The sequence below is a fragment of the Comamonas thiooxydans genome (assembly GCF_000964545.1).
GTDB classification, from domain to species: Bacteria; Pseudomonadota; Gammaproteobacteria; order Burkholderiales; family Burkholderiaceae_C; genus Comamonas; species Comamonas thiooxydans.
In genome coordinates this window covers 150,153-163,035 of the sequence record NZ_BBVD01000013.1, presented here as the reverse complement: position 1 = coordinate 163,035, position 12,883 = coordinate 150,153, and the positions used below count along the sequence as shown (strand labels likewise).

At 61.9% G+C, this 12,883-nt stretch carries 11 protein-coding genes and 1 pseudogene; 8 read left to right on the top strand and 4 right to left on the bottom strand.

The features are described 5' to 3' along the window. The first annotated feature begins 15 nt into the window (after nt 1-15). The 4 genes from proW (at nt 16) to proX (Cth01_RS19560) (ending at nt 4,736) form a co-directional block, all read left to right on the top strand. Nucleotides 16-1,260 carry a glycine betaine/L-proline ABC transporter permease ProW gene (gene proW, locus Cth01_RS19575; protein WP_080746223.1) on the top strand — a complete coding sequence of 415 codons (1,245 nt, stop codon included), beginning with the start codon at nt 16-18 and terminating at the stop codon, nt 1,258-1,260. Between the two features lie 20 nt (nt 1,261-1,280). Then, nucleotides 1,281-2,336, top strand: a complete 1,056-nt coding sequence (gene proX / locus Cth01_RS19570) for a glycine betaine/L-proline ABC transporter substrate-binding protein ProX (protein WP_034378545.1) — start codon at nt 1,281-1,283, stop codon at nt 2,334-2,336. A 175-nt stretch (nt 2,337-2,511) separates the two neighbouring features. After that, entirely contained in the window at nt 2,512-3,582 is a 1,071-nt protein-coding gene (gene proX, locus Cth01_RS19565; protein ID WP_052703393.1) for a glycine betaine/L-proline ABC transporter substrate-binding protein ProX, read from the top strand. A 107-nt stretch (nt 3,583-3,689) separates the two neighbouring features. Beyond that, a complete protein-coding gene (gene proX / locus Cth01_RS19560; RefSeq protein ID WP_045840138.1) occupies nt 3,690-4,736 on the top strand; it encodes a glycine betaine/L-proline ABC transporter substrate-binding protein ProX in 1,047 nt (348 codons plus the stop codon). Between the two features lie 76 nt (nt 4,737-4,812). Here proX (Cth01_RS19560) and Cth01_RS19555 read toward each other — a convergent pair whose 3' ends face one another. Continuing rightward, entirely contained in the window at nt 4,813-5,325 is a 513-nt protein-coding gene (locus tag Cth01_RS19555; RefSeq protein WP_034360474.1) for a hypothetical protein, read from the bottom strand. A 124-nt stretch (nt 5,326-5,449) separates the two neighbouring features. Between Cth01_RS19555 and Cth01_RS19550 the strand changes: the two genes are divergently transcribed. After that, on the top strand, nt 5,450-6,148 hold the full coding sequence (locus Cth01_RS19550) for a DUF3334 family protein (RefSeq protein ID WP_003061066.1): 699 nt from the start codon (nt 5,450-5,452) through the stop codon (nt 6,146-6,148). A 74-nt stretch (nt 6,149-6,222) separates the two neighbouring features. Here Cth01_RS19550 and Cth01_RS19545 read toward each other — a convergent pair whose 3' ends face one another. Continuing rightward, nucleotides 6,223-8,343, bottom strand: coding sequence for a PQQ-dependent dehydrogenase, methanol/ethanol family (locus tag Cth01_RS19545; RefSeq protein ID WP_428839335.1), 2,121 nt, complete (start codon nt 8,341-8,343; stop codon nt 6,223-6,225). Between the two features lie 249 nt (nt 8,344-8,592). On the opposite strand from Cth01_RS19545, the gene Cth01_RS19540 reads away from it, so the two are divergent. From Cth01_RS19540 to Cth01_RS19530, 3 genes are read left to right on the top strand one after another with little or no spacing between them, the layout of a single operon-like run. Further along, nucleotides 8,593-9,075, top strand: coding sequence for a MarR family winged helix-turn-helix transcriptional regulator (locus Cth01_RS19540; protein WP_034378540.1), 483 nt, complete (start codon nt 8,593-8,595; stop codon nt 9,073-9,075). A 52-nt stretch (nt 9,076-9,127) separates the two neighbouring features. Continuing rightward, a complete protein-coding gene (locus Cth01_RS19535; RefSeq protein WP_034360465.1) occupies nt 9,128-10,324 on the top strand; it encodes a multidrug effflux MFS transporter in 1,197 nt (398 codons plus the stop codon). A 53-nt stretch (nt 10,325-10,377) separates the two neighbouring features. Further along, nucleotides 10,378-10,956: an SMI1/KNR4 family protein gene (locus Cth01_RS19530; protein WP_045840137.1), complete on the top strand. Its 579-nt coding sequence runs from the start codon at nt 10,378-10,380 to the stop codon at nt 10,954-10,956. Nucleotides 10,957-11,080: 124 nt separating this feature from the next. Here the strand turns inward: Cth01_RS19530 and Cth01_RS19525 are convergent. Together Cth01_RS19525 and fumC are read right to left on the bottom strand one after the other, a co-directional pair. Then, nucleotides 11,081-11,299 (bottom strand): annotated as a pseudogene (locus Cth01_RS19525) (SulP family inorganic anion transporter); the annotation flags it as partial. Between the two features lie 90 nt (nt 11,300-11,389). Beyond that, nucleotides 11,390-12,781, bottom strand: coding sequence for a class II fumarate hydratase (fumC, locus tag Cth01_RS19520; protein ID WP_034360456.1), 1,392 nt, complete (start codon nt 12,779-12,781; stop codon nt 11,390-11,392). Nucleotides 12,782-12,883 lie beyond the last annotated feature (102 nt).

The following is a 12,883-nucleotide window of genomic DNA, read 5'->3' as shown; positions in this document are numbered from 1 at the left end:
AAGAAGGGAGCCGATTTGAACGATAACGCACTGAACAACCCCAACACAGAAACCACCAGCACGGCTTTTGACGACCCGTGGGCCGCAGCCTCTGCGCCCGCCACCGAGCCGGCCAGCGCCAATGTCACTAGCTCGGCGGCAGATGCCGATCCCTGGGCTGCCTCCTATGCCGATGCGGATGCCGGCTCAAGCACCGATGCCTGGAGCAGCGGCGATGCTGCCAGCCAGGCCAGCAGCACCGACTGGCTCAGCGCTCCCTCGCCCACCGATGTGCCCGAGCATGACGGCGGCATAGGCCAGCTCTGGCACCAGATCACCACCGAAGGCCTGCCCGTGCAGGACTCGATCAACAACGGCCTCACCTGGGTGGTTGATCATTTCCGCCCCTTCTTCCAGGCTGTTCGTACCCCCATCGACGCCACGCTCAACGGCGTGACCGATGTGCTGCAGACCATCCCCATGCCCGCACTGGTGCTGCTGATTGCCCTGCTGGCCTGGCAGTTTGCAGGCCGCAAGCTGGCCATTGGCTCGGCAGTTTCGCTGCTGATTGTGGCCCTGCTGGGTATCTGGTCCGAAGCCATGGTCACGCTGGCCCTGGTGCTGACCTCGCTGTTCTTCTGCATCGTGATCGGCCTGCCCGTCGGCATCTTGCTGGCCAGCAGCGACCGAGCCCAGCGCTGGACGCGCCCGCTGCTGGACGCCATGCAGACCACACCGGCCTTCGTCTATCTGGTGCCGGTGGTCATGCTGTTCGGCATCGGCAATGTGCCCGGCGTGATCGTGACCATCGTGTTTGCGCTGCCGCCGCTGATCCGCCTGACCAATCTGGGCATTCGCCAGGTACGCCCCGACCTGATCGAGGCCAGCCGTGCCTACGGTGCATCGCCGGCCCAGTTGCTGTGGAAAGTCCAGCTGCCGCTGGCCATGCCCTCCATCATGGCCGGTATCAACCAGGCGCTGATGCTGTCCCTGTCCATGGTGGTGATCGCTTCCATGATCGCCGTCGGCGGTCTGGGCCAGATGGTGCTGCGCGGCATCGGCCGTCTGGACATGGGTCTGGCCACCGTCGGCGGCCTGGGCATCGTGCTGCTGGCCATCGTGCTGGACCGCATCACCCAGGCCATGGGCGAGCCCAAGCGCGGCAGTGCCCGCTGGTGGGCCACCGGCCCAGCTGGTCTGGCCGTGCGTCTGCTGAGCAACAAGCGCTCGGCGCCGGCTCCCAAGCCCGGCAGCGAAGCCACCAAGCCAGCAACGATCTGAATCAAGAACAAGGAGAACGCATGAGTACAGCCACCAACACTGCCAGCATCCGCCACGGCCTGAGCCACTGGCTGCTTGCCAGCACAGCCGCAGCCTCCATGGCCTTGTCCATGGTGAGCACCGGCGCCTTCGCTGCCGACGAACTGCCGGGCAAGGGCATCAAGGTCCAGCCGCTCAAGAGCTCGATTGCCGAAGAAGCCTTCCAGACCCAGCTCGTCATGAAGGCCCTGGAAAAGCTGGGCTACGAGGTCCAGCCCATGAAGGAAGTGGAATACCCCACGGCCCATATTGCACTGGCCAACGGCGATGCCACCTTCATGGCCAATCACTGGAACCCGCTGCACGCCGACTACTACAAGAATGCGGGCGGCGACGCCAAGCTCTACCGCAAGGGCGTGTTCTCGGCCAATGCGGCCCAGGGCTATCTGATCGACAAGAAGACGGCCGATGCGTACAAGATCACGAATCTAGGCCAGCTCAAGAGCCCCGAAATTGCCAAGCTCTTCGACACCGACGGTGACGGCAAAGCCGACCTGACGGGCTGCACGCCGGGCTGGGGCTGCGAAGCCATGATCGAGCACCAGCTTGGCGCCTACAAGCTGCGCGACACCGTCACTCACAAGCAAGGCACCTATTCGGCGCTGATGGCCGACACCATCACGCGCTACAAGGCCGGCAAGCCCATCCTCTACTACACCTGGACGCCCTACTGGGTGAGCAATGTGCTCAAGCCCGGCAAGGATGTGGTGTGGCTGGAGGTGCCGTTCTCCGCGCTACCCGGCGAACAGTCCGGCACCGACACCAAGCTGGCCAACGGCAAGAACTACGGCTTTATTGCCAACAACCAGCAAATCGTGGCCAACAAGGCCTGGGCCGAGCAAAACCCTGCGGCAGCCAAGCTGTTTGAAATCATCAAGCTGCCCGTTGGCGACATCAACGCCCAGAACTACATGATGAGCCAGGGCCAGAACAAGGCCTCCGACATCGAGCGTCACACCGACGGCTGGATCAAGGCCCATCAGAAGACTTTCGACAGCTGGATCAGCCAGGCGCTGGCGGCTGCCAAGAAGTCCTGATCACAATCTCCGAATCACGGCGACCGCTTGCGCGGCCGCCGTTTTTTTATCGCCGGGCCACCCCAAGATAAAAACGCCCCTCCTGGAGGGGCAGCGAACCACACGCAGTGGGGAGCGTGGGGTGTCATTTTCAATCGGGCCGCAGGCCCACCCAAGCCAAGGAGAGACAAGAACAATGAGCAAGTCTGTGCAGACCCAGACCACAAACCGACGCACCAGGCGCCAGCTGCTGCTGGGCACGGCCGGCGCCGCAGCGCTGAGTCTGGGCCAGTCACCGAGCTGGGCAGCCGGCCAGAATGTGCCTGGCGATGCGCTTCCGGGCAAAGGCATCACCGTGCTGCCCGTCAAGAGCGCTCTGGCCGAGGAGAACTTCCAGACGCTGCTGGTGATGAAGGCGCTGCAGCAACTGGACTACACCGTCAAGCCCTGGGAAGAGCTGGACTACCCGCTGATCCACGTGGCCGTGGCCAATGGCGATGCCAGTTTCATGGCCAACCACTGGAACCCGCACCACGCCGAGTTCTATCAGCAGGCCGGCGGCGACGCCAAGCTCTCGCGCAAGGGCGTGTATGCAGCCGGTGCGGCCCAGGGCTACATGATCGACAAGAAGACGGCCGACGAACACAAGATCACCCATCTCGACCAGCTCAAGGATCCTGGACTGGCAGCCCTGTTCGATATCGACGGCGACGGCAAGGCCAATCTGATCGGCCCCAACGCCGGCTGGGGCGGCGAGGCCGTGGTGGCCCACCAGATCAAGGCTTTCGGTCTGGAAAGCACCGTCAGCTACACACAGGGCAACTATCCGGCCCTGATTGCCGACACGCTGGCGCGCTTCAAGGCCGGCAAGCCCGTGCTGTACTACGCGTGGACACCGTACTGGCTCAGCAATGTGCTGCGCCCCGGCCAGGAAGTGGTCTGGCTGCAAGTACCGCGCTCCTCCATGCCCGGCGTGCAGGCCGGCACCGACACCCGGCTGCCCAATGGCCGCAACTACGGCTTTCCGCTCAACAACGAGTACATCGTGGCCAACAAGCTCTGGGTCGAACAGAACCCGGCTGCCGGCAAACTGTTCGAGATCATGCAGATTCCCATCAGCGACATCAGCCGCCAGAACCAGCTGCTGCGCGAAGGGGAAAGCAAGCCCACCGATATCCACCGCCATGTGGACGCCTGGATCAAGGGCCACCAGAAGACTTTTGACGCCTGGATTGTCCAGGCCAAGGCCGCAGCCCTGAAATCCTGATTCGCCAACGGCGCACCGAACCAAGTTCGGGCGCCGTTTCTTGCATCAACCCTCTCGCTTTTTTCATGCCGATTTCGGGGTAGGCACCCAGCATCCAAGGAGTATTCATGCACCGCGACACGCCCGCACATTCCCCTCTCCCAACCCTGCAGCCCCGATGCCGCTATCTGGTTGCCATCGCCTTGCTGAGCTTTGGTGCTGCTGCCGCTCAAGCGCAAACGAGTTCTGGCGATCTGCCCGGCAAAGGCATCTCGGTGCAACCGCTCAAGGGCACGGTGGATGAGGAAATGTTCCAGACCCTGCTGGTTTCGCGTGCTCTGGAGAAGCTGGGCTACCGGGTACAGCCCGTCAAGAGTCTGGAAAACGGCACCCAGCATGTGGCCGTGGCCCAGGGCGACGCCACCTTTACCGCCACTCACTGGATGCCGCTGCACCGTGCCTTCTATGAGAACAATGGCGCAGACAAAGCCTTCTATCGGGCCGGTACCTATTCGCGCAATGCAGTGCAAGGCTATCTGATCGACAAGGCCACGGCCGAGAAGTACCACATCACCAGCATCACACAGCTCAAGGACCCCAAGCTGGCAGCGCTGTTCGACACCGATGGCGACGGCAAGGCCGATCTGACGGGCTGCAACCCCGGCTGGGGCTGCGAGCTGGCCATCAACAAACATCTCAAGGGGCTGGATCTGGAGTCCAGCATCACCCACAGGCAAGGCAATTACCAGGCCTTGATTGCCGACACCATCACCCGCTACAAAAGCGGCAAGCCCATTCTCTACTATGTCTGGACCCCGTTCTGGGTGAACACCGTGCTGCGCCCGGGCAAGGAGGTCAGCTGGCTGGAGGTACCCAATGTCCCCGGTGCCCGGGGGGAAGACCAGACCCAGCTACCCAATGGCAAGAATTATGGCTTCCAGCTCAATCAGCAGTACATCCTGGCCAACAAGGCCTGGGCCGAGAAAAATCCGGCAGCTGCCAAGCTGTTTGCCGTGATGCAGCTGCCTATAGAGGACATCAACGCTCAGAACATGCGCATGCGCCAGGGCGAGAGCAGCTCGGCCGACGTCAGCCGCCATGTGGACGGCTGGATCAAGGCCCATCAGCAGACTTTTGACGGCTGGCTGGAGCAGGCGCGCGCCGCTGCAAAATAAGGATCAAAAACGGCTGCAGCGCTTTATGGCAAAGCGCTGACAGCCATCAAAAGTGGTTTCGGCAGCGGGCCGCAGCCTACCAATTGGCCTTGGCATTGCGGCAGGCCGCCTGACTGGACAGGGCGACAAAGCGCTCCACCCGCAGCGCCAGCATCTTGCGCCCCTGTCGGGCCAGCACCGGATCAGCCACGGCTCGCTCCACCACCCTGCCCTGCACCTCGGCCAGCATGGCGACGGTGGCGCTGCTGCGCGTGTTCAGATAGGCCTGCTCCAGCAGCACGCTGTCTCCCTCGGGCAGCACGCCGATGATCTGGCCGCTTTCACATTCCTGAAACCGGGCCGTCTCGCCGTCCAGGCTGTACAGGCCCTGCCAGCGCCCGCTTTCCTCGCTAGGCTTTAGGCCTGCGGCGGCAGGGCCGGCCTTCTTGACCTCGGTCTGGGCCTGGGCCTGCTTCTTGCCGGTCAGACCGGTCCAGGTCTTGTCCCAGGTCTGGGAAACCTTGTCCGTCATGCCGGACAAGCTCGAACAGGCGGTCAAACCCGTCACCACAATGACACTGGCCGCCAGGCGCCACAGCTTGCTCTGCATGAATACCTCTGATTTTCCAAAAGCAGGCACGTTAACAGACAGCGGCAGCCTTCAATTGCTGCAGATATCTCTATGCAACAAAGTGTTGCATACATAATCAGCAATCTCTTGAACCAATGCAGCCATGAGCCAACCCACCGCCCCCATCGTCCACGGCACCGAAGATGTGCTGATTGCCCTGTGCAACTCCGTCTCGCGCGTGCTGCAGGTGGCCACCCAGTGCCCGATCCAGTACTCGGGCATGGTGCAACGCATCACCAAGACCAGTCTCAAACCCGATATCGGCTGCTTTGTGCTGATCGATGGCGGCTTTTCTGCGCTCATCATCATCAACTTCTCGGCCGATGCGGCCATGGAGCTATACCGCAGCTATCTGCTGTCCATGGGCATGGCCGAGAGCGATCTGGCCAGTTCCTATACCTCGGACGATGTGAGCAACGTCATGGGCGAACTGATGAACCAGGTCGTTGGCGACTTCACCAGCAAGGTGCAGCGTGAGCTGCAGACCCATATCGCGCAAAGCCAGCCCAAGATGATCCGCCTGAACAAGCAGGTCAATCTGAGCGTGGATGCCAATCTGGATGCCCCGGAAGCGCGCCGCGTGACCTTCTACACAGGCAACAACAACATCTTCTATCTGGAGATGGCGGTGGATCACATGGAGTTCATCAAGATCAAGGACTTCGAGGCCCAGGAAAAACCGGACCCTGATCTTGTCATGGCCCAGGCCCGTGAAGCCCAATCTGGACAAGCGCCTGCCGCTATCAATACTGCTGTAGCCTCCAGCGATACAGACGACCTGCTCAAGTCGCTGGGCCTCTAAGACAAGAGGCCTGCCGTGCCAACGACGGCCCGGGAGCTCGCGTTTGTACGTGATCGGTCTTGCGTCGGCGGCGCTTACCGGCCTTTTTCTGCCGGCAGGCCCGGTCTTACTGCATCTGCCATTGCGAGAATAAAGGCGCGTAGCTTTTGCACATCGTCATCGCTGAGCTTGCCCGCAAAATCGGGCATGCCACGCGAGGTGGCCGGGCCGTTGATGATGAAGCTGCCCAGATTGTCAATCATGGCCACAGGCAGATAGGTCAGGCTGGGCAGGGCTCCGCCCTTGCTGATGCCAGGATAGCCGTGACAGGCAATGCAGTTGCTGTTGTAGAGTGCGGCCCCGGCCGGCACCAGTTGCTGGTCGTACTTGAGCCCACCGATCAGGGCATTCATCTGATAGGCCACCCGTTCCGGCATCGGGGCCTTGCCTCCCAGCACAAAGGTATAGACCGTGCCGGGGCTCTTGAAGTCGGCCACGCGGTCACCGAGGCCAAAAGCACCACCCCAGCCCACGGCAATCGAGACATATTGCCTGCCGTCCAGTTCATAGCTCACCGGTGCCGCAATCACACCGCTGCCCATGGGAGCAGCCCAGAGCTTTTTGCCGCTTCTGGCGTGATAGGCCACCAGCCGCGCATCGGCCGTTCCCTGAAAGACCAGATCACCGGCCGTCGCCAGCGTTCCTCCATTCCAGGGCGAGACATGCTTTTGATGCCAGGCTTCCTTTTGCCGCACCGGGTCCCAGGCGATCAGGCGACCAAAGGGCGGGCTGCTGGGCTCCAGCATCACGCGCCCCGTATTCCAGCCGGTATTGCTCATGAGCTGGCCCGGCGTATTGCTGTTGAAGTCGGTCCAGTTCGGATCGTCGGCCATTGCAGTGGGAATATGCTGGGCCGGAATATAGGCTAGCCCTGTCTGCGGGCTATAGGCCATGGAATGCCAGTTATGCGCCCCCAGAGGGCCGGGAATGATCTCGGCCTTGCCGGCGCTGCGCACGGCCTCCTCCATGATGGGACGGCCGTTGCCGTCATAGCCCCTGGCCCAGTTCACGGGCACAAAGTTCCTGGCGGAGATGAATTTTCCGCTCTGACGGTCGATCACAAAAAAGTAGCCGTTCTTCGGCGCATGCAGCAATACCTTGCGCAGCTTGCCGTCAATTCTGATGTCAGCCTGCACGATATCCTGGGCAGAAGTGAAGTCCCAGTTATCGCCCGGCGTTTCCTGGTAGTGCCATTTGTAGGCACCCGTGTCCGGGTCCAGCGCCACGATGGAGCCCAGATAGAGGTTGTCTCCCCCCGCAGGACTACGCTTGCGGTGCGCCCAGGGTGAACCATTGCCCACGCCGATATACATCTGATCGAGTTCGGGATCGAACACCAGCGAGTTCCAGACCGTTCCGCCACCGCCGCTCTCCCAGTACCTGCCTGCCGGGTCCCAGGTTTTGGCCGCCTCCTCCAGCGCCTTGCTCTCATAAGCCCGAGCCGGATCGCCTGGCACGGTATAAAAGCGCCAAACCTGCTTGCCGGTCTCGGCGTCGTAGGCCGTCACATAACCGCGAGCACCATATTCGGCGCCGCCATTGCCGATATAGACCTTGCCCTTGAACACGCGCGGAGCGCCCGTGATGGTGTATGAAAAATTCTTGTTGTCTATGGTGTCCGTGGACCAGACCTGCCGGCCCGTGGCAGCGTCCAGCGCAATCAGCCGCCCGTCGAAAGCACCCACAAACACCTTGCCCTTGTAAACGGCCACACCGCGGTTGACCACATCGCAGCAGCCTTTGTAGGCCATCTCGCGCGGCACCTGTGGGTCGTAGGTCCACAGCGCCTTGCCCGTACGCGCATCCACCGCATGCACCACGCTCCAGGGGGCGGAAACATACATCACGCCATTCACCACGATGGGAGTGGCTTCCACGCCGCGCGACGAATCGAGCTTGTACGACCAGGCCAGGCCCAGTTGGTCCACATTGCCACTGTGGATCTGCTTGAGCGGGCTGAAGCGATTTTCCTGATAGTTCAGCCCATGGCTGGGCCAGTCCTTGCCGGTCCTGGCATTGGCTTCGATATGAGCGTCATCCACATGCTGCCCAGCCAGCGCCGGCATGGACAGCCAGCCCAGCAATCCTGCAACGGCCAGGCTCACCAAACGCCGGTTTGGCCTGTGGTGGGTGCGGATGCACGCAGGGTTTTGCATAGAGTCTGTCTCCTGTGGTGATGGGTCGTTCTGCCGCAGTTCTCCCGCCAGCTTCGGAAAATTCTTGGGCAAACAGGAGCAGCTCGCATCACAGGCAAATCCGCACTCCGTTTGGACGATGCGTCGCACGTCTGACAAGGTGCCATGTCCGACGACAGCAGGTCACAGCATCCTGGCTTAAAACCATGTTAACAAGATAAATACTGTTTTCGCAATAATTTGAATACCAACTATTTAAATGCATTCGGAATGTCCAGCACCACCTCACTGTCCAGTCGTCAGCGCCAGCTCATGTTTGTCATGGCGCAGGTCAACAAGCAATGGCGTCGCACGCTGGACAAGGTCCTGGCACCCCTGGGTCTGACGCAGGCGCTGTGGCTGCCCCTGGTCCACCTGGAGCGCAGTGCGGGTGCCATGCGGCAAAAGGACCTTGCTCTGGCGCTGGCGCTGGACAGCTCTTCCATCGTGCGCCTGATTGACGGCCTTCAGGCCCAAGGCTGGGTGGAACGCATCGACGATGCTGATCGGCGCGTCAAGCGCATACAGCTCACGACGGCCGGACTAATGCAGGTCGAGACCGTCAAGACCATCGTGGCGGATGTCCGCAGCGAAGTCATGCAGGAGCTGCCCCCCGATCTGCTGGATGCTGCACTGGATGCACTGGAAACCATGCTGGAAAAGATGGCTGCGCTGGAAGCAAGCGCCAGCGAGGGCTCCCAGCCCGAACGCTGAACTAGCGCCACGCGCAACAGAACCCTCACGGCCAGTTCCGGATTTCACTTGTATGCAAAGTCCCGTCACCCCTGTACGCAAAGCGCCGCTCTGGCTGCTGGTCATGGTCACCATCGCCGGCACCATGGCCATGCATATGTTCATCCCGGCTCTGCCCGATGCAGCTCGCCACTTCGGCGCCAGCAGCGGACAGATGCAGCAGACCATCACCGTCTACATCCTCGGCCTGGCACTGGGCCAGCTGATCTACGGCCCCATGTCGGATGCACTGGGCCGCCGCCCTCTGTTGCTGGTCGGGCTGTGTCTCTACACCGTCGCCAGCCTTGCGGCCTTTCTGGCCCCCAGCGCGAATATGCTGATTGGCGCGCGCCTGATTCAGGCTCTGGGCGGCTGCGCCGGCCTGGCACTGGGCCGCGCCATTGCCCGCGACACTGCGACACCGGAAACCGCCGTGGGTAGTCTGGCCTTGCTCAATCTCATGATGATGATTGGCCCGGGCATCGCCCCCTCCATAGGCTCAGGGCTGGATGCACTGTTCGGCTGGCGCATCATTTTTGCGGTGCTGGCGCTCATGGGCGCGCTGACGGCCATCGGAGTCTGGCGCCTGCTTCCTGAGACCGGTCACCCCACCGGCAAGCTGAACTGGCGCACCGTGCGCAATGACTATCGAACCTTGCTGGGTTCACCCCAGTTTCTGGGCTTCGCCATAGGCGGCGGTAGCGCCACCACATCCATGTACGCCTTTATTGCTGCAGCGCCGTTCATCTTCATCGAGCAGTTGCACACCAGCAAGGCGCAGCTTGGAATCTACCTCGGGGTGCTGATGGCCGGCATGGCTGCAGGCAATGCGCTGGCACGCCAGCTCATCAAACGCTGGCCACTGGAGCGGCTGATACTGGGCGGCAATATGCTGAGCCTGGGCTGCGCGGCAGCACTGGTAGTCCTGACGCTGCTGCAGCTGATCAACGTGCCCGCTGTCGTGACATTGATGCTGCTGTTTACCTTGGGTTCCGGCATGACCAGCCCCGCCGCACTCTCCAAGGCTCTGGGCGTGCACAGCGATTTGACGGGATCGGCCGCCGGCGTCTACGGCTTTTCCCAGATGGCCGTGGGCGGTCTGTGCACGCTGGGAGCCAGCCTGGGCAGCAGCCCTGCTCTGTCGGCCTTTGCCGTGCTGCTGATTGCCTGCGTCGTGGGTCAGTTGGGCTTTCGCAGCGCGCTCAGGATGAAACCGGCCTCTAGTGCTTGATGGAAAATCGTAAACAGCTATATATTCAGTAGCAAACAGATTCAAGGAGCACCATGTCATCCATTGCCCAAAGCTGGCAACGCATCAGCGCCTGGTATGCCCAGAACACACCCAAAGACACTCTGGTCTTGGCCGATAGCGCCAGCGAGGCAGAAATTGCCGAGCTGGAAGCCGCCCTGGGTCAGCGCCTGCCGGACGATGTGCGTGAGTCACTGGCCCTGCACAACGGCGCGGCCAATGAGGCCTATCTGCTGTACTTTGGCGAGCTGCTGTCCACACAGCGCATGCTGGAGGTCTGGCAGATGTATGCGGACATGCAAAAGAGCGAAGGCTGGGGGCTTGGCCCGGACTACAACCCTGACTATCTGCAAGGCCCCCTGCGCCCCGTGTACTGGGATGCACTGCGTATTCCCCTGACCGACAACTGCGGCGATGGCGCCATGCTGGACCTTGCGCCAGCGGCTGGTGGCCATGCGGGCCAGATCATCGAGTTTGATCACGAGGCAGGCCCCAAGGGCGTGCTTGCACCCAGCTTCTCGGCCTGGCTGGCGCTGCTGGCCGACGAGCTGGAGCAAGGCAAGCATGTCTATATCGAAGACGCAGGCTGCGTGGCACCGCCGGGCACCTGGTGAAAATCGGCGGTCAAGGCCTGCACGGCATCGTCCACGCTCCAGGCTGAATAGCAGTCGGGGTTGAGCCCGGCATCTGCACGTGCTGCAGCAGCTCGCGCAGACTGTCCTTGACGCGGGCCAGCCGCAGCAGCACAGCCGCTGAGAATGAGGTCGACGACACAATCGCAAAGCGGCTGGTACCGAGCAGCCCATAGACCAGCAAGCCCGCAAACAGCGCAATCACCCCGGCCTGGGACGGCGCACCGGCAATGCCAGAATAGGCCACGGCCTCGGGCAGCAGCAGCCCCGCGATAGACAGGCCCGCAATCCAGTCCGCGCCCACAGGCATCCAGCGCGCAGTCATAAAGGCTTGTGCAGATTGCTGGTCACACCTGAACAGCCGGGCAAAAAGAAAAGAGCCCGGCAGGCGGGCTCTTTTCAGGACGGAACCGGCTTACAGATTGCCGACCATCTGCTCGGGCACGACCCACCGATCGAACTGCTCGGCCGTCACATGGCCGCTGGCAATGGCCGCGTCACGCAGGCTGCTACCCTCCTTGTGCGCCTTCTTGGCAATATAGGCTGCCTTGTCGTAACCGATATGCGTGTTGAGCGCTGTCACCAGCATCAGCGAACGGCCTACCAGTTCGTCAATGCGCGCACGGTTTGGCTCTATGCCCACGGCGCAGTGATCGTTGAAACTGACCATGCCGTCGGCCAGCAGGCGCACGCTTTGCAGGAAGTTGTGCGCCACCATGGGGCGGAACACATTGAGCTCGAAGTTGCCCGAGGCTCCGCCGAAATTGATGGCCACATCGTTGCCGAACACCTGGGCGCAAAGCATGGTCACGGCTTCGGACTGCGTGGGATTGACCTTGCCCGGCATGATGGACGAACCTGGCTCGTTCTCCGGGATCGAGATTTCGCCCAGGCCGCTGCGCGGCCCGGATGCCAGCCAGCGCACGTCGTTGGCGATTTTCATCATGCTTGCAGCCAGCGTCTTGAGAGCGCCATGTGCATAAACCAAGCCGTCGCAGCTCGCCAGGGACTCGAACTTGTTGGGCGAGGTGACAAACGGGGAGCCCGTCAGTCTGGCCAGTTCTGCCGCCACGCCTTCGGCGTAGCCTTTGGGGGCATTCAGCCCCGTACCCACGGCCGTCCCCCCCAGTGCCAGCTCATACAGATGCGGCAATGCGGCCCGCACATGGGCTTCGCCATGGGCCAGCTGGGCCACCCAGCCGGATATTTCCTGACCTAGCGTCAGCGGCGTGGCATCCTGCAAATGCGTGCGACCGATCTTGACGATATCGGCAAAGGCTTCGCTCTTGGCCAGCAGCGTGACACGCAACTTGGCGATGGCGGGCAGCAACTTGTGCTCGATGGCCGTCACCGCAGCCACATGCATGGCCGTGGGATAGACATCGTTGCTGGACTGGCTTTTGTTCACATCGTCATTCGGGTGCACCAGACGGGCTTCACCGCGCTCGCCGCCCATCAGCTCGCTGGCCCGGTTGGCCAGCACCTCGTTGACGTTCATATTGGTCTGGGTGCCGGAGCCGGTCTGCCAGACCACCAGGGGGAACTCATCGGGGTGCTTGCCCGCGAGCACCTCATCGGCGGCCGCATTGATGGCTCTGGATTTTTTCTCGTCCAGCAGACCCAGCGCCTGGTTGACGCTGGCGGAGGCCTTTTTGACCTGCGCCAGCGCAGCAATGATTTCACGCGGTTGCTGCTCGCCGCTGATGTCAAAATTCTGCAGCGAGCGCTGCGTCTGCGCGCCCCAGAGCTTGTTGGCGGGTACATCGATCAGGCCAAAAGTGTCTTTTTCCTGGCGGGTGACTGTCATGGAATCGCTCCTTGCAATACAACTCGGCGCAGCTGGCTGAAGAAATCTGGCTGCCGTTGGCCGCAAACGGAAGTCGACCCACCGCCAGGCAGGCCACTTCCA